At 66.7% G+C, this 18,676-nt stretch carries 18 protein-coding genes; 7 read left to right on the forward strand and 11 right to left on the reverse strand.

The genetic code is table 11. The features are described from left to right. Positions 1 to 9: 9 nt before the first annotated feature. Genes VH569_RS08070 through VH569_RS08085 form a run of 4 tightly spaced genes read right to left on the reverse strand, consistent with a single transcriptional unit; the run spans position 10 to position 1,737 of the window. Entirely contained in the window at positions 10 to 588 is a 579-nt protein-coding gene (locus VH569_RS08070) for an AAA family ATPase (RefSeq protein WP_423314876.1), read from the reverse strand. Positions 589 to 632: 44 nt separating this feature from the next. Further along, positions 633 to 788, reverse strand: coding sequence for a hypothetical protein (locus tag VH569_RS08075; RefSeq protein ID WP_199235282.1), 156 nt, complete (start codon positions 786 to 788; stop codon positions 633 to 635). A 20-nt stretch (positions 789 to 808) separates the two neighbouring features. Beyond that, positions 809 to 1,111, reverse strand: coding sequence for a cytochrome C oxidase subunit IV family protein (locus VH569_RS08080; RefSeq protein WP_244592693.1), 303 nt, complete (start codon positions 1,109 to 1,111; stop codon positions 809 to 811). Between the two features lie 11 nt (positions 1,112 to 1,122). Continuing rightward, positions 1,123 to 1,737, reverse strand: coding sequence for a cytochrome c oxidase subunit 3 (locus tag VH569_RS08085; RefSeq protein WP_423314877.1), 615 nt, complete (start codon positions 1,735 to 1,737; stop codon positions 1,123 to 1,125). Positions 1,738 to 1,966: 229 nt separating this feature from the next. On the opposite strand from VH569_RS08085, the gene VH569_RS08090 reads away from it, so the two are divergent. The 6 genes from VH569_RS08090 to nirK all read left to right on the forward strand — a co-directional run bounded on the left by VH569_RS08090 (position 1,967) and on the right by nirK (position 8,387). Beyond that, positions 1,967 to 2,419, forward strand: coding sequence for a c-type cytochrome (locus VH569_RS08090; protein WP_377807298.1), 453 nt, complete (start codon positions 1,967 to 1,969; stop codon positions 2,417 to 2,419). A 13-nt stretch (positions 2,420 to 2,432) separates the two neighbouring features. Next, the gene (locus VH569_RS08095; protein WP_423314878.1) at positions 2,433 to 3,782 is read left to right on the forward strand and encodes a cbb3-type cytochrome c oxidase subunit I; all 1,350 of its coding nucleotides are present in this window, start codon (positions 2,433 to 2,435) and stop codon (positions 3,780 to 3,782) included. Between the two features lie 76 nt (positions 3,783 to 3,858). After that, positions 3,859 to 4,662 (forward strand): AAA family ATPase, encoded by an 804-nt coding sequence (locus VH569_RS08100; RefSeq protein ID WP_423314879.1) that lies wholly within the window; start codon positions 3,859 to 3,861, stop codon positions 4,660 to 4,662. A 25-nt stretch (positions 4,663 to 4,687) separates the two neighbouring features. Next, positions 4,688 to 6,604: a nitric oxide reductase activation protein NorD gene (locus tag VH569_RS08105; RefSeq protein ID WP_423314880.1), complete on the forward strand. Its 1,917-nt coding sequence runs from the start codon at positions 4,688 to 4,690 to the stop codon at positions 6,602 to 6,604. A 19-nt stretch (positions 6,605 to 6,623) separates the two neighbouring features. Then, on the forward strand, positions 6,624 to 7,172 hold the full coding sequence (gene mog, locus VH569_RS08110) for a molybdopterin adenylyltransferase (RefSeq protein ID WP_423314881.1): 549 nt from the start codon (positions 6,624 to 6,626) through the stop codon (positions 7,170 to 7,172). Positions 7,173 to 7,319: 147 nt separating this feature from the next. Beyond that, entirely contained in the window at positions 7,320 to 8,387 is a 1,068-nt protein-coding gene (nirK, locus tag VH569_RS08115) for a copper-containing nitrite reductase (protein WP_423314882.1), read from the forward strand. 311 nt (positions 8,388 to 8,698) lie between these two features. Here nirK and VH569_RS08120 read toward each other — a convergent pair whose 3' ends face one another. The 5 genes from VH569_RS08120 to VH569_RS08140 all read right to left on the reverse strand — a co-directional run bounded on the left by VH569_RS08120 (position 8,699) and on the right by VH569_RS08140 (position 13,612). Further along, positions 8,699 to 9,718 (reverse strand): SDR family oxidoreductase, encoded by a 1,020-nt coding sequence (locus tag VH569_RS08120; protein ID WP_423314883.1) that lies wholly within the window; start codon positions 9,716 to 9,718, stop codon positions 8,699 to 8,701. Between the two features lie 30 nt (positions 9,719 to 9,748). Continuing rightward, positions 9,749 to 10,315: an isoprenylcysteine carboxyl methyltransferase family protein gene (locus VH569_RS08125; RefSeq protein WP_423315090.1), complete on the reverse strand. Its 567-nt coding sequence runs from the start codon at positions 10,313 to 10,315 to the stop codon at positions 9,749 to 9,751. Positions 10,316 to 10,332: 17 nt separating this feature from the next. Further along, entirely contained in the window at positions 10,333 to 11,391 is a 1,059-nt protein-coding gene (locus VH569_RS08130; RefSeq protein ID WP_423314884.1) for a type III polyketide synthase, read from the reverse strand. Between the two features lie 164 nt (positions 11,392 to 11,555). Then, positions 11,556 to 13,043, reverse strand: coding sequence for a SulP family inorganic anion transporter (locus tag VH569_RS08135; RefSeq protein ID WP_423314885.1), 1,488 nt, complete (start codon positions 13,041 to 13,043; stop codon positions 11,556 to 11,558). Between the two features lie 335 nt (positions 13,044 to 13,378). Then, a complete protein-coding gene (locus VH569_RS08140; protein WP_423314886.1) occupies positions 13,379 to 13,612 on the reverse strand; it encodes a hypothetical protein in 234 nt (77 codons plus the stop codon). A 140-nt stretch (positions 13,613 to 13,752) separates the two neighbouring features. On the opposite strand from VH569_RS08140, the gene hypF reads away from it, so the two are divergent. Then, complete coding sequence (gene hypF, locus VH569_RS08145) at positions 13,753 to 15,993, forward strand: carbamoyltransferase HypF (RefSeq protein WP_423314887.1); 2,241 nt, start codon at positions 13,753 to 13,755, stop codon at positions 15,991 to 15,993. Positions 15,994 to 16,041: 48 nt separating this feature from the next. On the opposite strand, the gene cybH is transcribed toward hypF, so the two are convergent. Next, positions 16,042 to 16,836, reverse strand: coding sequence for a Ni/Fe-hydrogenase, b-type cytochrome subunit (cybH, locus tag VH569_RS08150; RefSeq protein ID WP_423314888.1), 795 nt, complete (start codon positions 16,834 to 16,836; stop codon positions 16,042 to 16,044). A 25-nt stretch (positions 16,837 to 16,861) separates the two neighbouring features. After that, positions 16,862 to 18,676, reverse strand: a complete 1,815-nt coding sequence (locus VH569_RS08155) for a nickel-dependent hydrogenase large subunit (protein ID WP_423314889.1) — start codon at positions 18,674 to 18,676, stop codon at positions 16,862 to 16,864.

Consider the following 18,676-nt stretch of genomic DNA (forward strand, 5'->3'; position numbering starts at 1 on the left):
GAAGCCGGGCTATCTCTCCAGACCCCATAGCCGGTAGCAGTCCTTGATCGCGCGGATGGAGGGCAGGCGAATTTTCGGCAGGTCGGCCTGATCGAACCGGGCGGCATTGCGGCTTCGGTTCCGCGGAGTGACGACGGCGATGTGATGGATCATGTCCCATTTGACGCTGTCGCGCCCGCCATCCAGCGCGCCAAGCCGTTCCCGTTCGAACCAGGTTCGGCGGAAATACCGCAGCAGGCTGGCCGGCATGGCGATGTCCAGCATGATCAATCCGGTCGCTCGCGCGAAACGCTGCTGCATACAGACGGAGTAGTTTCCATCCATCACCCACCGGTCGCCGCCGATGGCGTCATCGTGCAGGAGGACGAACTCTTCCCTGGGGCGGGGTTCCCAATCGGTGCCGGGCCGATGGTAAAGCTGGTCGAGGTGAATGACCGTCAGGCCGCACTTGCGTCCGATGGCCGATGCAAGGGTGGATTTGCCGCTGTTGGACGGTCCCAGGATGCAGATGCGCTGTCCCAAATCCTCAAGCCGCATGGTTTCCGCCGCGTTCGCCCGATGTTGATCCGAACCGGCGATCTTACGCATACGGATCGTCTGGTCCAGCGCGGCCGATGGCGGGCGGGTTCCGATTATTGGGTAAAGAACATCGCGGCGAACACGGCGGCGGTGGCGGCGATCACCGTCACCAGTCCATTGCGTCCCAACGCGCGCTGGCGGTAGAGCGCCACCGCCATGGTGATGACGGCGATGCTGGTCAGGATCAGGCCGAGCTTAGCTTCGGTCATGGCGGCTTCCTCCGGTCTTTTCAGTGCGGGCCGACCCAGCCCAGGGCGCCGGCGGCGGTGATCAGCAGGATGGCTCCGCACAGCAGGACCAGCCATCCTGTCATCAGAAACCGCCAGCCCGGACCGGCATGGTCCAACTCCAGATAATGCAGCAGGATTTCCCGACCCTTCGTCACCGCCAGCGCCAGCAGCAGCGCCGCCCCGGCGATGCCGACGCTGCCGCCCGCATCGCCATGGCGCGCGAACAGCAGGGTGACGGCGGTCAGCCCCATCAGGATCAGCCAGGACAGCGTCAGCCGGTCGATCTTCTTGAGAAATGTCATGGCCTGTCCTCTCAGCGGATCAGATAGACGAGCGGATAGAGGATCACCCAGACCAGATCGACCATGTGCCAGAAGGCCGCTCCCGTCTCCAGATTCTCTACCAGCGTGTCGGGGCCGGAGCGGCCGACCAGCAGCAGGATGACGATCCCCAGCACCACATGCAGGGCGTGGAATCCGGTCAGCAGGAAATAGAGGGTGAAGAAGCTGTCGGTGTCGATGGTCAGCCCGGCGCCCAGCGTCGCCGAATACTCCACCGCCTTCACCGCCAGGAACACCGACCCGACGGCCGCCGCCAGCAGCATCGCCCGGCGGGCCTGCGGCACGGCACCGCGCCGCCCGGCGGCAACCCCCTTGGCGGCCAGATAGCCGCTGGTCACCAGAACCATGGTGTTCAGCGCGCCGGCGGTTCCGTTCAAATGGGCCTGACCGGCGGCAAAAATCGCCGGATCCAGCACGCGGGCGACGGCGAAGCCCAGGAAGGCGACGCCGAACACAGCCAGTTCGCTGAAGATCAGGATCCACATCATCAGGTTGCCGGGCAGGGCGGCAAGGCCGCTTCCCCGCTCCATCGGATCCGCGGTTTCCGCACCGCCGATCTCCAGACCCGTCATCTCAACGTCGGCCATTTCCACTATCCAAAGCTTGTCATCATGTACGCGAATGATAAGGCGGCGATCCGCGGACCGGCTTGACCGCGGTCAAGGAATGCCCTTCCGCCACGGTCAATTATTCGCCCGACCCGTGGCGGTAGGATGCTGCGACGCCCGGCATCCCGCCCCGGCTTCGCACACCCAACGCCCTTCCGAACCGACCCCCTCTCGACCGACAGATCGAGATTTCCAGGGATCCCGAGCGATGACCGAACGCTTCACCAAGGCGGCCGCGCGAAACATCTTCTATGGCGGATCGCTGTTCTTCTTCGCGACCTTCGTCGCGTTGACCGCGCTCAGCCACAACTACATCGTCAATACCAGCACCGATAAGAAGACGCTGTCCGAAGCGGTCGTGCGCGGCAAGCATGTGTGGGAGAAGAACGCCTGCATCAACTGCCACACGCTGCTGGGCGAGGGCGCCTACTTCGCCCCCGAGCTGGGCAATGTCTGGCTGCGCTACGGCGGCGACAAGGACCCCGAGGGCGCCGTGATGGCGCTGAAGGGCTGGATGGCGGCACAGCCGTCCGGAATCGAAGGCCGGCGCCAGATGCCGCAGTTCCACCTGACCGAGAGCGAGGTCGAGGACCTTGCCGCGTTCCTGGAATGGACCAGCCGGATCAACACCCAGAACTGGCCGCCCAAGCTGTCGGGCTGAGGAGATTTCCGTCATGAAGTACGAATCGCAAAAAGTCGCCCTCTATTACTTCGCGGCCGCCATGGGGCTGTTCGGTGTGCAGATCCTGGTGGGTCTCCTGGCCGGTACCGTCTATGTCCTGCCCAACACGTTGTCGGAGCTTCTGCCCTTCAACATCATCCGGATGATCCACACCAACTCGCTGATCGTCTGGCTGCTGATCGGCTTCTTCGGCGCCGCCTACTATCTCGTGCCCGAGGAGGCGGAGACCGAGCTGTACAGTCCGAAGCTGGCGCTGATCCAGCTCGGCCTGTTCGTCTTCGGCGCGCTGGCGGCGGTCGTCGGCTATGTCTTCCGCATCCATGAAGGGCGGGAGTTCCTAGAACAACCGCTGTGGATCAAGGCCGCCATCGTCGTCGTCGCGCTGATGTTCCTCTACAACATCACGATGACGGTGATGAAGGGCCGCCGCACGGTCATCACCAACATCCTGCTGGTGGGCATGTGGGGCATCGCGGTCTTCTTCCTGTTCTCCTTCTACAACCCGGCGAACCTGTCGCTGGACAAGATGTACTGGTGGTACGTCGTCCATCTGTGGGTCGAGGGCGTGTGGGAACTGGTCCTGGCCTCCATCCTCGCCTTCCTGATGATCAAGATGACCGGCGTCGACCGTGAGGTCGTCGAGAAGTGGCTTTACGCCATGGTCGGTCTCGCCCTGTTCAGCGGCATCCTCGGCACCGGCCACCATTATTACTGGATCGGCACGCCCGGCTACTGGCAGTGGATCGGCTCGCTGTTCTCCACGCTGGAAGTCGCTCCATTCTTCACCATGGTCGTCTTCGCCTTCATGATGGTGTGGAAGAGCGGCCGCCGTCACCCGAACAAGGCGGCGATGCTGTGGTCGCTGGGCTGCGCGGTCTTCGCCTTCTTCGGCGCCGGGCTGTGGGGCTTCCTGCACACGCTGGCCCCGATCAACTACTACACCCACGGCACCCAGGTCACCGCGGCGCACGGGCACCTCGCCTTCTACGGCGCCTATGCGATGATCAACCTCGCCATCATCACCTACGCCATGCCCTACCTGCGCGGCAAGCAGCCCTACAACCAGATCCTCAACATGTGGAGCTTCTGGCTGATGAGCGGCGGCATGGCCTTCATGACCTTTGCCCTGACCGTGGCCGGCGTCGTGCAGACCCATCTGCAGCGGGTCCTGGGCATGAGCTACATGGAAGTCCAGGAGCAGATCGCGCTGTTCTACTGGATGCGGCTGGGTGCCGGTTTCGCCGTGGCGGTGGGCGTCGCGCTCTACCTCTACGCCGTCTTCGGCCCGGCCCGCGAGGAGCGGCCCGCCTCGATCCCGTCCAGCTACCAGCCGGCCGAGTGACGTTCCCTCCGGCCCCTGCGACCCACCGGATGTCCGGTCGGCGCAGGGGCCGTCTCTTTTACGGAGTTTCCTCGCGATGCCCGACAGCGCCGTCCCCATCCTGCCGTCCCTGCCGTTCTATCAGCCGACCGCCGACGAGTGCACGCTGTTCGAGCATGCCTACACTCACCGCCTGCCGCTTCTGCTGAAGGGGCCGACCGGCTGCGGCAAGACCCGCTTCGTCGCCCACATGGCAGCAAAGCTCGGCAGGCCGCTCTACACCGTGTCCTGCCATGACGATTTGACCGCCGCCGACCTGACCGGCCGCTATCTGCTGAAGGGCGGGGACACCGTCTGGGCGGACGGGCCGCTGACCCGTGCCGTGCGCGAGGGCGCCATCTGCTATCTCGACGAGGTGGTGGAGGCACGCAAGGACGTCACCGTCGTGCTGCACCCGCTGACCGACGACCGCCGCATCCTGCCGCTGGACCGCACCGGCGAAACGCTGGAAGCGCCGCCGGGCTTCATGCTGGTGGTGTCCTACAACCCCGGCTACCAGAATGTGCTGAAGGCGCTGAAGCCCAGCACCCGCCAGCGCTTCCTGGCCGTCGAGTTCGATTTCCCGCCGCCGGAGCGCGAGATTCCCATCGTTGCGACCGAAAGCGGCCTGCCCGAAAACCGCGTCGCTCCGCTGGTCCGCCTCGCCAACGCCCTGCGTACCCTGAAGGGCCAGGATTTGGAGGAGGGCGTTTCGACCCGCCTGCTGATCTACTGCGCCACGCTGATCCGCTCCGGCATGAAGCCCGAGCGCGCCATCCGTGCCGCCCTGATCGAGCCGCTGACCGACGACCCGGACATCCGCGCCGCCCTGCTGCGCGTCGCCGAGGTCACGCTGGGCTGATCGGAAAGGGCGGAGGGCAATCGCCATGCTGGAGTTCTTCGAACCGGAAGAGACCGTCGGCCGTCTGTGGCACCGCCTGATCGGCGGGCGGTCGAGCTATCCGCACCATCCCGACGCAGCCGTCACGCTGGAGACGATGCGTCCACGGCTGGCGGTGTTTTTCCGGGCGCTGGGCGGCGACCGTGGCGTGCGGCTTGCCGCCGGAAGCGCTTCGGTGTCGGGGCACCGGCTGTCGCTGCTCGGCCGCATCGGGCTGGGGGAAGAGCGGGTGGAGCGGGCGGCACTGGACGGCAATGTGCTCCAGTTGCCCACCGCCATCGACCTGTTCCCCGACCCCGCCCTGAACGAGCGGCTGTATGAATGGCTGGCAGCCTTCTTCGCCCATGCCGAGGGCGAGCCGGCCCCCGCCGACCCGTTGCAGGCCGATGTGCAGGCGCTCCGCAGCGCCGCCGCCACCACAGCGCGGGTTCTGACGCGCTGGCCCGGCCTGTCCCGCATGCATGCGGAACTGGCCCGCGCCGTCGCCGCCATCCGCCCCGCCCGCCGCCCGCCGCCGGTCGAGGCCGATGTCGAGCGCGCCGTCCTGGCGCTGCTCGGCGCCGGTGCCGTCACCAGCGACGGCGCACGCATGCTGGCGCCCGGCGTTCCGCTGTCGGATTTCACCGCCCCTTACGGTTATGCCCGCATGCTGCCGGTACCGCTGTGGGGGCTGGTGTCGCCAAGCATCGGCCGTGTCGCTTCCGCCGCCGTCGAAAGCCCCGGCGAAGGCGGACAGGCGGCCGAGGGCGACCAGCGCCGCCGGACCGCGACCCGCCGGCAAACCGACCAGATCCAGCGCAACGACCCGCTGATCCTCAACCGCTTCGAAAAGATGCTGAGCCTTGCCGAGGCGCTGAACATCCCGCGTGCGGTCGATGACGACGATGCGGAGAATGCCCGCAAGGCCGCCGACGATCTGGACGAGATCGCCGTCGGCGCCCACCAGCGCAAGGCATCGACCACGCTGAAGCTCGACCTCGACCTTGGAGCGCCGGTGGTCGACGACACGCCGCTGGCGGCGACCCTGACCTATCCGGAATGGGATCATGGCCGGCAGGCCCATCTGCCCAACCACTGCCGGGTGATCGCCGAAACCGCACCGGCCGACGGCGAGTCCTGGCAGCCCGATGCCGCCGCCCTGCGCCGCATCCGTCAGGTGCGCCGCCAGTTCGAGGCGCTGCGCCCGCGCCGCATGCTGTTCACCGGCCAAGCCGATGGCGACGAGCTGGATCTGGCCGCCCTGGTGCGCAGCCGGGCCGATCTCCAGGCCGGCGGTTGCGGCAGCGACCGCGTGCACCAGCGGGTGCGCAGCGCCGCCCGCGATCTCGCGGTGGCGGTGCTGGTCGACGGCTCGCTGTCCACCGACGGCTGGATCGAGGGGCGGCGGGTCCTGGATGTCGAGAAGGAGGCGCTGCTGGCGCTGAGCCATGGGTTGACCGCCTGTGGCGACGACCACGCGCTCTATTCCTTTACATCGCGGCGGCGCAACTGGGTGCGGGTCCAGACGCTGAAAGGCTTCGAGGAACCGCTGGGCCCCACCGTCACCCGCCGGATCGGTGCGCTGAAGCCCGGCTATTACACCCGCATGGGGGCGGCGATCCGTCACGTGACCTCCCAGCTTGCCGACCGGCCGAACCGGCACCGGCTGCTGGTTCTGCTGACCGACGGCAAGCCGAACGACGTCGATCATTACGAGGGCCGTTACGGCATCGAGGACACGCGGCAGGCGATCCGCGAGGCACGGCGCGACGGGCTGGCGGTTTTCGCCATCACCGTCGATGCGCAGGCCCGCGACTATATCCCGTATCTGTTCGGACGCGGCGCCTATGCCATATTCCCGCAGGTTTCCCACCTGACCAAGGCATTGCCGGCGCTCTACCGACAGGTCGCCTGCGCCGCCTGACCGAAAAGGACCTTCAGACATGACCGCACCGGTGAAGATCGGCCCCGTGAAGATCGGTATCGTCACCATCTCCGACCGCGCCAGCCGCGGCATCTATGAGGACAAGGGCGGCCCGGCGATCAATGAGGAGCTGTCGCGCATCATCTCCTCTTCCTGGGTGGCGGAGGCGCGAGTGATCCCGGACGAGTTGGACCTGATCGCCTCCACCCTGGTCGAGCTGTGCGACGTCGCCGGCTGCGGTCTGGTGGTGACCACCGGCGGCACCGGCCCGGCGCCGCGCGACGTGACGCCGGAAGCGACGGAGCGTGTCTGCGACAAGATGATGCCGGGCTTCGGCGAACTGATGCGGTCGGTCAGCCTCCGTGTGGTGCCCACCGCGATTCTGTCGCGCCAGACCGCCGGTATTCGCGGGAGCAGCCTGATCGTCAATCTGCCGGGCAAGCCGTCAGCCATCCATGATTGCCTGGACGCGGTGTTTCCCGCGATCCCCTATTGCCTGGATTTGATTGGTGCCGGCCGGATCGAGACCGATCCCGAGATCTGCGTTTCCTTCCGTCCTAAATCGTGACACCAAAAGTCATTATACTTAGTGTGGAAATAAAAAGGAGCATGCGACAAAATAGCGTTTAGAAGTTCCACTTGACGGCGGTCAAGCATCGGTCTTGGAGGCAGGGGGAATATTCCCTCACAAGAAACATTCAACCGAGATGACGCCATGAAGACCAAGCTCTCTCTCGTCACCGTCAGCGCCGCCGCCCTGATGATCCTGTCCGGTATCGGCGCCGCCTCGGCCGCCGACACGCTCTATGCCGACCCGAAGGTCAAGCAGCCGACGGTCAGCGTCGTCCAGGACCCCGCTTCCGTGCCGGCTCCGGAAAAGGCCGGCAAGCGGGCGCCGAAGACCCACAAGGTCTCTCTGATGACGACCGAGGTCGAATCCAAGCTGGACGATGGCACCACCTACACCTACTGGACCTTCAACAACACGGTGCCGGGTCCGATGGTGCGGGTGCGGGTCGGCGATACGGTGGATGTTTCGATCTCCAACGCGCCGGAATCGACGATGAACCATTCCGTCGACTTCCATGCCGCGACCGGCTTCCTCGGCGGCGGCCAGATTACCCAGGTGGAGCCCGGCCAGACCAAGGCCTTCAGCTTCAAGGCCCTGACCCCCGGCGTCTATGTCTATCACTGCGCCACGCCGATGGTCGCCCACCACATCTCCAAGGGCATGTACGGCCTGATCGTGGTGGAACCGGAAGCCGGCTTGGCCCCGGTCGATCACGAATTCTACGTGATGCAGCAGGAAATCTACGCCACCAAGGCCAAGAACCTGGCGAATGCCGAGGACGACTATGACGGTCTCGTCAACGAGCGTCCGAGCTATCTGGTGTTCAACGGCACCGTCGGCGCCCTGACCAAGGACAAGCCGCTGAAGGCCAAGGTCGGCGAGACGGTTCGCCTGTTCTTCGGCGTCGGCGGTCCGAACCTGACCTCCTCCTTCCACGTCATCGGCGAGATCTTCGACAAGGTCTACAATCTGGGTGGACTGGAAAGCGAGCCGGCCAAGGGCATCCAGACCGTCACCGTCGCCCCCGGCGGCGCCACCATGGTGGAATTCAAGGTCGACTACCCCGGCAAATATGCCCTGGTCGACCACGCGCTGAGCCGTGCCACCAAGGGCCTGATCGGCATTCTGGAAGTCGAGGGCAAGCCCGACGACAGCATCATCCACGACAAGACCGGCGACAGCCGCAAGCAGCTAGGCGAGATGCAGCACTGATCTTGTCTATGGATTGAAGCAAAGCCCCTTCCCGCAAGGGAAGGGGCTTTGTGTATCCAAAAACAAAGAAGGGCAGCCGTTTCCGGCAGCCCTTCCATTGTCAATCCGTGTGTCGTCGACACCACGGCGCAGTCCTTAGCGGACCGAAATCCCTTCCGCGAAGAAAGAGACCTCGGCCTTGGCGCTCGACGACGAGTGAGACGGACAATGAGACACGAGATCACCTCCTTTCAGTTGTTGACGTGCGACACCCTATATAGGCGGCTCGGCGGGGGTCGCAAGTCCTGACCTTGACCGCTCCGTTGTGACATTTACCGGTGGGTTGCCCGGCTCATCATGAAGCCCAGCCCGCCCGCCAGGATCAGCCCGGCGGCCATCGCCAGACCCCTTGCGGCGCCGCTGGGTGCCGTCAGGCGCAGGCTGTTGTGCGGCAGTCCGAAGCGCCCGCGGGTGCGGTGCAGACCGTCGACTGGGTGGTAGAGGTTGTCGGGCCGGCCGGGGATTTCCCGCTCCTGCGTCATCTGGCCCTCCACCGCGGTGTCGGCGAGGTAACGGTCGGCAAAGCCCGGCGCCAGGAAATTGCCGAGGATCGCCTGCATCGCCGATCCGCCCAGCCAATATTCGCGACGGGGATTTTCGGCGGCGTGCAGGATCGCACGGGCGATATCCTCCGGCTGGAAGATGGTCCCCATCGGCCGGGTCCGGCGCGGCATGTGGCTGCGCGCCCAGTCGAATTGCGGGGTATTGACCGCTGGCAGATGCACGGTGGTCAGCCCGATCCCGCTGCGCTCATGGATCAATTCGGAGTGCAGGCTGTCGATGAAGCCGGTGATCGCATGTTTCGCCGCGCAATAGGCGGATTGCAGCGGAATCGACCGGTAGGCCAGCGCCGAACCCACCTGCAGGATCGTGCCGCCGTCCCGCAGCCGCATCCGCCGCAGGGCCGTCTGAATGCCATAGGCGGAGCCGAGATAGGTCACCTCGGTCACCCGCTTCAGCTCTTCCGGCGTCACGGCGTGGACGGGTCCGAAGACGGTGACCATCGCCACATTGATCCAGACGTCGATGGGGCCGAAGGTGTTTTCCACTTGGTCGGCGGCGGCCTCCAGCGCGTCGGGGTCGGCAACGTCCAGCGGCATGACCAGCGCCCGGCCGCCCAGCCGTTCGACTTCGGCCTTCACCTCCTCCAGCGCATCGGACGATCTGGCGATCAGGCCGATGGAGGCTTTGCGATAGGCGGCGAAGGCCAGCGCCGTTGCGCGGCCGACCCCGGCGGAAGCGCCGGTGATGCAGATGACGGGGGACTTCTGAACGCCGTTGGTCGGTTGCATGGCGAGGGTCCTGTCTCAGGAATCTGGGCGTCAGGCCGCCGGCGGGGTGCGCCGGCTGCTCCATCCTGTCCAACCCCCGGCACCGCTTGCGGTTCCGTCGCGTCCTCTCAGGGCCCGTTCTTCCACCCGGATGCGATGGACGGTCAGCGGAATGTTCAGCAGGCTTGCCGCGATCGCGATCCACAGCTCGCCGAAGACCAGCGGCAGCACCGCAAACTCCCCGGCCACCACGAGGTAGTTGGGATGCCGGACCCAGCGGAAGGGGCCGCGGCGGACCAGCGGCGCGCTGTCCAGCGTGATGATCCGCGTCGTCCAGAAGCGGCCGAGCGTCGCGATCACCCAAACCCGCCCGGCCTGGAGCAGCAGGAACAGCGCCAACAGCCAGCCATTCACCGGCGCGTCGGCCGGGACTGCCAGAAACAGCGCCAGCAGCCATCCGGCATGCAGTGCGACGAACAGAGGGTAATGCCCGGCTCCGACCTCCCGCGCACCGTCGGCCAGCAGGCGGGCAGTGTTGCAGCGGGCGACCGCCAGTTCCAGCAGACGTTGCGCCGCGACCGCGGCCAGGATGATCTGCGGCCAGCCGAATGCGTCCATCGTCACCCCTTCAATCCTCAGAGGTCCAGCAGGGTGAGGCCGGCGGTGAAGCCGGGACCGAGCGCCAGCATCAGATGCGGTCCGGCTGCTCCGCTCCGCAACCGCCGTTCCAGAACGAACATCACGCTGGCCGCCGACATGTTGCCGCAGTCGCCCAGCACGGCCCAGGACTCGTCCATGCCCGCGGTGGCGGGCGCCAGCACCTCGGTCAATGCGTGCAGCACCTTGGCACCTCCGGGGTGGCAGATCACGCCGCCCAGATCGGCACAGGTCATGCCGCGCCCGGTCAGGAAGCCGTCCACCACCGGGGCCAGCCGTTCGCGGATCAGGCGGGGAATGTCCTGGCTGAAGACGACGCCGAAGCCCTCATCCTCGATCCGCCACCCCATGATCCGCCGGGTGCCGGGCCAGGTGTGCTCGGCACTGTCGACGAGGCGCGGTCCGGATGTGTCGTCGCCTGCCACGGGGCTCCGCAACAGGGCGGCGGCGGCACCGTCGGCGAACAGCGCGCTTGCCACCACATTGGTGGCGGACGCCTCTTCCGGCCGATGGGACAGGGTGCACAGCTCGACCACCAGGAACAGCACGGTGCGGCCCGGCATCGCCCGTGCCATCATGCCTGCCCGCGCCAGCCCCAGCGCCCCGCCGGCGCAGCCCAGCCCGAACACCGGCAACCGCAAGGTGTCTGGGCGGAATCCCATGCGGTCGAGCAGCAGCGCCTCCAGGCTTGGTGTGGCGATGCCGGTGGTGGTGGCGCAGACGATGGCATCGACATCGCCGGGGCGCAGCCCCGCCGCGCTCAGCGCTTTGCCGGCCGCCTCTTCCAGCAATTCCAGCGCCACCCGCTCGAAGACGGCAGCGCGCTCTGCCCAGCCATGGGGCTCAAGATACCAGGACAGCGGGCAGGCGGCATGGCGGCTGCGGATGCCGGTGTTGGCGAAGACGGGGGCCAGCCGGTCGAAGTCGCGCAGCCGGTGGGCGAACACCGTCCGCGCGACGGCCAGAGTCTCTTCCTGTTCGAAGCGGTGGGGCGGCAACGCCGTGGCGACCGCCAACAGCTGCGGATCGGGTGACATCCTGCCTCCTGCATGCTGCCGTCGGTCGGGCGCGGGATGCGCTTCCGGTCGACGCGCAATCCAGCATCGTCCGCCCAGGCCCCACAGCCAACAAAAAGCTGGTCCTGCCGTTGCGCCCCGTCTGCTCCCGCAAAAGGCGCTAGCCTTTCGAGGCGTGGCGTCGATCAGTGCGCCGGAGCGCGATCCCCGGCTTCCGGCTTGTCATGGATCGCCAGCCGGTCGACGATGGTTTCACTGGCGGCGTTCAGGCCGGCAAGCCGCACCTCGGTCCCGGCGCGGCGGAACTTCAGCACGACGCCGTCGAGAGCCGCGACGCTGGAAATGTCCCAGATATGGGCGCCGGAAACATCGATCACCGCCATGTCCAGAGCCTCCCGCACATCGAAGGCCGCGGAAAAATCGTCGGCGGAGGCAAAGAAAAGCTGTCCCTCGACCCGATAGGTGCGGGTGCGGCCATCCTCCGACAGGGTGGAGGTGACGCGGAACATCCGGGCGACCTTGCCGGCGAAGAAAATGCCGGACAGCAGAACGCCGATCAGCACGCCGATGGCGAGGTTGTGGGTGAAGACCACGCCGGCGATCGTCGCCAGCATCACGGCGCTGGAACTGCCCGGATGCGTCACCAGGCTTTTCAGGGATTGCCAGCTGAAGGTGCCGACCGACACCATGATCATCACCGCCACCAATGCTGCCATCGGAATGCGCTTCACCCAGTCGCCCAGCACGACGATCAGGAACAGCAGGAACAGGCCGGCGCAGAAGGTCGACAGCCGGCCCCGCCCGCCCGACTTCACATTGATCACCGATTGCCCGATCATCGCGCAGCCGGCCATGCCGCCGAGGAAGCCGGACACCATGTTGGCGATGCCCTGGCCGACGCATTCGCGGTTCTTGTCGCTGCCGGTCTCGGTCATGTCGTCGACGATGGCCGCGGTCATCAGCGATTCCAGAAGCCCGACCACGGCGATGCCGGCGGAATAGGGCAGGATGGTCCGCAGCGTCTCCAGGGTCAGCGGAATGTCGGGAAGCAGGAAGACGGGCGGGGTGCTGGGCAATTCCCCCATGTCGCCGACCGTGCGGACGTCGATCCCGAAGCCGATGGTGACTGCGGTCAGCACCAGGATGCTGACCAGCGCCGACGGGACCGCCCTGGTCAGCCGCGGCAGCAGATAGATGATCACCAGCCCGGCGGCGACCAGCGCATAGGTGACGGCCGGCACCCCCACCAGTTCCGGCAGCTGGGCCAGGAAGATCAGGATGGCGAGCGCGTTGACGAAGCCGGTCATCACCGATTTCGACACGAAGCGCATCAGCGCCCCCAGCCGCAGGAAGCCGGCGCCAACCTGCAGCAGACCGGCCAGCACGGTGGCGGCCAGCAGATATTGAAGGCCGTGCTCCTTGACCAGCGTGACCATCAGCACGGCGGTTGCGGCCGTAGCAGCGGAGATCATGCCGGGCCGGCCGCCGACGATGGCGATTGTCATGGCGATGGCGAAGGAGGCGTAGAGGCCGATCTTCGGATCGACCCCGGCGATGATGGAAAAGGCGATGGCTTCCGGAATCAGGGCAAGGGCGACGACGAGCCCGGACAGCAGATCGCCGCGCGTGTTGCCGAACCACTCCTGGCGGAGCCGTTGCAAATCGATGGTCATGGGTCTCGCAAGCTCAAGGCGGGACGGCGGCAGGGCGCACCGGCAAAGGCCGGACGGTGGGCTACCGTCGACGATGATCGGGAATGAACGTCGGAAATTGGGGTCGCTGCGAAGCGGCGGCCGTCCGGTTGATCGGGCGGTCGGGCTTCAGGTCAATGCGTGGGGCAGGCCGTCAGGGCGGCGTGACGCGATGCAGCATGAAGGCAGGCGTAACAGAATGTCGCAGGGCTTGGCAACCCCATGCCGTGCAGCGCCTCGCATGGCTGTCCGGCACGGATACGAAAAAGGCGGCGCCCTGGTGGAGCGCCGCCTTCATCGTCCGATGATCTCGACCGTCAGGCCTGACGGGGCCGCAGCGGCGGGCCGTCGCGGAAGGGCTTGTCGACGCCGCCCTTGTCGTTGGTCTGGTTTTCCACATCGCCTTCGAAGGTGCTCTCGCCCTGGGCCAGATCCAGGTCGTCCGGCGTCATGCCGGCGGCGCGGGCGCCCTTCGACCCGCCGATCTGCGGGTTGTTCTTCAGGTCGGCATCGGTCGGCCTGTCGGTCTTCTCGTGCTTGCTTGCGCTCATGGCGGCATCTTCGTTCCGGTTCCGCATGTCCCCCTGTCAACCGGCGCCGTGCCGGATGGTTGCGAAATCCCTTCTTCCTTTTGGGGAGATGGTTAGGATATCGGGGGTCGGCGCAGCCGACGATCATTCGACAGGCTCTCATGTCACATGAAGACGAACGGCTGAGGATCCGTGTGCGCGGGCGAGTGCAGGGGGTGGGGTTCCGCCCGCATGTCCATGCGCTCGCCGGGCGTTTCAGCCTGACCGGCTGGGTGCTGAACGACCCGCAGGGCGTGCTGATCGAGGTACAGGGCAACGGCGTTGGCGCGTTCCGGGCAGCCCTGTCGGCCGAGGCGCCACCGCTGGCCCGGATCGATGCCGTCGAGTTCGACGCTGTTCCGCCTGTGTCCGGCGAGGACTCCTTCGCAATCCGCCACAGCCTGTCCGCAGGCGCCGTCGCGACCGGCATCGGACCTGACGCAACAGTTTGCCCGGCATGTCTGGCCGAACTGTTCGACCCGGCCGACCGCCGCCATCGCTATGCCTTCCTGAACTGCACCCATTGCGGCCCGCGCTACACCATCACGCGGCAACTCCCCTATGACCGGCCGCAGACGGCGATGGCCGGCTTTCCGCTCTGCCCGGATTGTCTGGCCGAGTACGAGGACCCGGCGAACCGCCGCTTCCACGCCCAACCGACGGCCTGTCCGGTTTGCGGCCCCTGCCTGTCGCATCCGCCGGAAGACATCGTCGCCGCGCTCCGTGCCGGCATGATCGTTGCCATCAAGGGGCTGGGCGGCTTCCACCTCGCCTGTGACGCCACGCGGGCCGATGCGGTGGAGCGGCTGCGGCGGGTCAAGCAGCGCAACGGCAAGCCCTTCGCCCTGATGGTCGCCAACACCGAATCCGCCACCCGGCATGTCCGGATGGACGCCGGCGAGCGGGCGTTGCTGGAGGGGGTGGCGCGTCCCATCGTTCTGCTGCGGCGGCGGGACGATGGGCCCGAACTGGCACCCGAGATCGCTCCCGGTCTGGCCTGGCTGGGGGTCATGCTGCCCTATACCCCGCTGCATTACCTGCTGTTCCACGAAGCGGCCGGGCGGCCGGGCGGCACCGGCTGGCTGGACCTGCCGCAGGATCTGACGCTGGTGATGACCTCCGCCAATCCCGGCGGCGAACCGTTGGCCATCGGCAATGCGGAGGCGCGGGAGAGGCTGGCCGGCATCGCCGACCTGATCGTCGACCATGACCGCGACATCGTCATCCGCGCCGACGACAGCGTCGTGCGCAGGCTGGCCGGCGCCCCCGCCTTCCTGCGCCGCGGCCGCGGCCATGTGCCGGAGCCGATCCGGCTGGCCCATCCGGTGGCGCCGGTGCTGGCGGTGGGCGGCCATCTGAAAACGACGGTCTGCGTCACCCGCGGCGACGAGGCTTTCCTGTCCCAGCACATCGGCGATCTCGACAACGCCGCGACGCTGAGATTCCTGGAGGAAACGGTCGCCCATCTGCTGCACATCCTGGGGGTCGAGCCGGTTGCGGTCGCCCATGACCGGCATCCCGATTTCCACTCCACCCGCTTTGCCGAAATGAGCGGCCTGCCGACGGTGCCGGTCCAGCATCACCACGCCCATGTCGCCGCTGTGATGGCCGAACACCGGGTCGAGGGGCCGGCAATAGGGCTGGCGTTGGACGGCTTCGGCCTGGGAGAGGATGGCGGGTCCTGGGGCGGCGAGATGCTGCTGGTCGATGGGCTGCGGTCCGAGCGTCTCGGCAGCCTTGCGCCGCTCGCCCAGCCCGGCGGCGACGTGGCGGCCCGCCAGCCCTGGCGCATGGCCGCTGCGGCCCTGGCCCGGATGGGACGCGCCGATGAGATCGCCTCCCGATTCACCGCGCATGGACCGGCCGAGGGTGTCCGGCGGATGATCGAGCACGGCATCAATGCGCCGCTCACCAGCTCCTGCGGGCGCTGGTTCGATGCCGCCTGTGGCCTGCTGGGCATCCGCGCGGTGGCTGGGTTCGAGGGAGAGGCGCCGATGGCGCTGGAATCCCTCGTGCGTCAGATCCGCGTTGCCGAGGGCGCGTGGCGGATCGACGGAAGCGAACTGGACCTCACCCCCCTGTTGGAACGGCTGCTGACCGTCGCCGATGCGGTGGAGGGGGCCGAGCTGTTCCACGGCACGCTGGCGGCGGCTCTGGTGGACTGGACGCTGCCGGTGCTGCGTGCCCATGGCATGGGTCGGGTGGTGCTGTCCGGCGGCTGCCTGATGAACGCGCTGCTGGCGGAGGAACTGATGGCCGGCTTCCGTTCCGCCGGGGTGGAGGCGCTGCTGCCGAGGCTGGCCCCCGCCAACGACGGCGGGCTCAGCCTCGGTCAGGCATGGGCGGCATCCTTCGCCCTGTAGCCGAACAGCGGCATCTTCAACCGGTGCAGCGTGCCGACGGGGACAGGCTCAGCCCGCCCGCGCCGCCTTCTTCACCGGACGCTCATGCTCCTCGTCCGCCGGGGCTTCTGCGTCCTTGAAGGTGCGCACGCCGCTGATCATGGTGGAGATGATCGACTGGCGGGACATGATGTCCTCGCGCACCGCGGCATAGACGTGGACGATCACGAACAGCAGGATCGCCCACATGCCGAGATGGTGCCAGGTGTGGACGTCCATGCTTTGGCCGAATAGCGGGATGACCCAGCCGAACAGCGTGTCCTGCCAGCTGCCCTGGCCCGCCCCCTCGCTGTAGAGCGCGAAGCCGGTGACGATCATGAAGAGGCTGCCGACCGCGATGGCCCAGAACATCGAGAATTGCGCCAGCGGGTTATGGCCGACATACAGCTTCGGCTTGCGCTCCAGGAACAGATACCAGCGGGCTTCCAGGAACAGCTCCCCCCACCAATGGCGGTCCCAGAAGGGAAAGCGGAACAGCTGCTTGGCATGGTGGTTGCCGACGAGGGCCCAATAGAGCCGGCCGATGAAGCCGATGGCGAAGATGTAGGCCGCAGCGAAATGGACGAAGCGGATGTATCCCATCAGGAAATTGGCGCTGGCCTCGCCCGGCATGGTCGGCAGCGGATTGGCGATCAGGTAGCCGGTGACCGACAGAACCACGATCGCCAGCGCGTTGACCCAGTGCCAGATCCGCACCGGCACCTCGTACACATAGATCGCCTTCAGGAAGCGGCCGGCCGCCGGAGCGGCCGTCCCTTCCTCGTCCGGTGTCGCGACCGGCTTCGCGTCGTCGAGAGGAGCCATGACTTAAATCCTCCTCGGTTGCCGGTCAGCGCACGGTGACGCGGGCCAGTTCGGCGCCGTCGGGCGCCATGACGTGGGTGGAGCAGGCAAGGCACGGGTCGAAGCTGTGCAGGGTGCGCAGGATCTCCACCGGCTCGTCCGGGCGGGCCATCGGCGTGTTCAGCAGCGAAGCCTCGAAGGCACCGATGTTGCCCTTGGGATCGCGCGGGCTGCCGTTCCAGGTCGTCGGGACGACGCACTGGTAATTGTCGATCTTGCCGTCCTTGATCTTGATCCAGTGGCCGAGCCCGCCGCGCGGCGCCGCGACGGTGCCGACGCCCTTGGCCTCCTTCGGCCAAGTCTTCGGATCCCACTTCTCGACATTGGCGGTCGCGGTGTCGCCGGCCTTGATGTTGGCGATCAGGGCGTTCCAGTCGTCCATCATCATGGTGCAGCAGTACTGGCATTCCAGCGCGCGGGCCAGCGTGCGGCCGATGGTGGTCGGCAGCGCCTGCTGCGGCGTGAAGTTCGTGCCGGCCAACGTGTTGAAGACGCCCAGCGATTCGGTGATCTGGTCCTTCACGTAACCGACGCCCTGGGCATAGGCCAGGATGTAGCGGGGCAGGGGACCGACCTCCACCGCATGGCCGCGCCAGCGCGGGGCCTTGATCCAGGAATATTTGGCGGCCTCGTCCAGTTCCTTGATGTCGGTGCGGGTACCCTTGGTGTTGGCGCCGAGCTCGAACTTGGCTTCGGTCACGCCGTCCCACGGGTGCAGGCCCTTGCTCTCGTCCTCGTAATGGTACCAGCTGTGGGCGACGAACTCCTGCACCTGCGCCGGGTCGCGCGGGTCGATGGGATGGACCTCGTTCCAGTTGCCGTTCAGGATGACGCCGCCCGGCAACTGGCAGGTCGAATGGTCGTACGGCACCTTCTCGTAATCGCCATAGTCCATGACGTTGGTGGCTGACAGGCCGCCGCCATAGAGCCAGTCCTTGTAGAAGCTGGCAATGGCCAGCACGTCCGGCAGATAGACGTTCTCGACGAAGGCGGTGGCTTCCTGGATGCGGGCGCGGATGAAGTTCAGCCGCTCCATGTTCAGCGGCGCGCCCGACGACCCGGTGCCGTCCATGTTGATGGCGCAGGGAACGCCGCCGACCATGTAGTTCGGGTGCGGGTTCTTGCCGCCCAGGATGGTGTGGATCTTGACGATGTCCTTCTGGAGGTCGAGCGCCTCCAGGTAATGGGTCACCGCCATCAGGTCGGCTTCCGGCGACAGCTTGTAGGCCGGGTTGTCCCAATAGCCGTTCTTGAAGATGCCGAGCTGGCCGCTCTCCACGAACTTCTTCAGTCGGGTCTGGACGTCGCGGAAATAGCCGGGGCTGGACTTGGCATGGCGCGGCGACACCGCCTGCTGCAATGCCGAGGTCGCCTGCGGGTCGGCCTTCAGCGCGTTGACCGGGTTGACCCAGTCCAGCGCGTGCAGGTGATAGAAATGGACGATGTGATCGTGGATCTGCAGCGTCTTCGCCATGATCTCGCGGATCAGGTGGGCGTTCTTCGGGATGCGGATCTGGAGCGCATCCTCCACCGCGCGGACCGAGGTCAGCGCGTGGCAGCCGGTGCAGACGCCGCAGATGCGCTCGACGAAGGCCCAGGCGTCGCGCGGGTCGCGGCCCTTCAGGATCACCTCAAGGCCGCGCCACATGGTGCCGGTGGAGACGGCGTTGCGGATGATGTTGTCGCTGTCGACATTCACCTCGCAGCGCATGTGCCCTTCGATGCGGGTGACCGGATCGACGACGATGCGCTTGCCGCCGTTGTCGAGCGAGAACCCGTTCGGGGTCTGGACGATGCCCAT

The sequence above is a fragment of the Azospirillum sp. 11R-A genome (assembly GCF_049472615.1).
GTDB classification, from domain to species: Bacteria; Pseudomonadota; Alphaproteobacteria; order Azospirillales; family Azospirillaceae; genus Azospirillum; species Azospirillum palustre.

What these genes read in the sequence shown, in the direction of transcription:
- VH569_RS08100 (WP_423314879.1), top strand. Translation starts at nt 3,859, where the DNA reads ATGCCCGACAGCGCCGTCCCCATCCTGCCGTCCCTGCCGTTCTATCAG.
- VH569_RS08085 (WP_423314877.1), bottom strand. Translation starts at nt 1,737, where the DNA reads ATGGCCGACGTTGAGATGACGGGTCTGGAGATCGGCGGTGCGGAAACC.
- VH569_RS08130 (WP_423314884.1), bottom strand. Translation starts at nt 11,391, where the DNA reads ATGTCACCCGATCCGCAGCTGTTGGCGGTCGCCACGGCGTTGCCGCCC.
- VH569_RS08070 (WP_423314876.1), bottom strand. Translation starts at nt 588, where the DNA reads ATGCGTAAGATCGCCGGTTCGGATCAACATCGGGCGAACGCGGCGGAA.
- VH569_RS08075 (WP_199235282.1), bottom strand. Translation starts at nt 788, where the DNA reads ATGACCGAAGCTAAGCTCGGCCTGATCCTGACCAGCATCGCCGTCATC.
- cybH (WP_423314888.1), bottom strand. Translation starts at nt 16,836, where the DNA reads ATGGCTCCTCTCGACGACGCGAAGCCGGTCGCGACACCGGACGAGGAA.
- VH569_RS08155 (WP_423314889.1), bottom strand. Translation starts at nt 18,676, where the DNA reads ATGGGCATCGTCCAGACCCCGAACGGGTTCTCGCTCGACAACGGCGGC.
- nirK (WP_423314882.1), top strand. Translation starts at nt 7,320, where the DNA reads ATGAAGACCAAGCTCTCTCTCGTCACCGTCAGCGCCGCCGCCCTGATG.
- VH569_RS08090 (WP_377807298.1), top strand. Translation starts at nt 1,967, where the DNA reads ATGACCGAACGCTTCACCAAGGCGGCCGCGCGAAACATCTTCTATGGC.
- hypF (WP_423314887.1), top strand. Translation starts at nt 13,753, where the DNA reads ATGTCACATGAAGACGAACGGCTGAGGATCCGTGTGCGCGGGCGAGTG.
- mog (WP_423314881.1), top strand. Translation starts at nt 6,624, where the DNA reads ATGACCGCACCGGTGAAGATCGGCCCCGTGAAGATCGGTATCGTCACC.
- VH569_RS08125 (WP_423315090.1), bottom strand. Translation starts at nt 10,315, where the DNA reads ATGGACGCATTCGGCTGGCCGCAGATCATCCTGGCCGCGGTCGCGGCG.
- VH569_RS08095 (WP_423314878.1), top strand. Translation starts at nt 2,433, where the DNA reads ATGAAGTACGAATCGCAAAAAGTCGCCCTCTATTACTTCGCGGCCGCC.
- VH569_RS08135 (WP_423314885.1), bottom strand. Translation starts at nt 13,043, where the DNA reads ATGACCATCGATTTGCAACGGCTCCGCCAGGAGTGGTTCGGCAACACG.
- VH569_RS08140 (WP_423314886.1), bottom strand. Translation starts at nt 13,612, where the DNA reads ATGAGCGCAAGCAAGCACGAGAAGACCGACAGGCCGACCGATGCCGAC.
- VH569_RS08120 (WP_423314883.1), bottom strand. Translation starts at nt 9,718, where the DNA reads ATGCAACCGACCAACGGCGTTCAGAAGTCCCCCGTCATCTGCATCACC.
- VH569_RS08105 (WP_423314880.1), top strand. Translation starts at nt 4,688, where the DNA reads ATGCTGGAGTTCTTCGAACCGGAAGAGACCGTCGGCCGTCTGTGGCAC.
- VH569_RS08080 (WP_244592693.1), bottom strand. Translation starts at nt 1,111, where the DNA reads ATGACATTTCTCAAGAAGATCGACCGGCTGACGCTGTCCTGGCTGATC.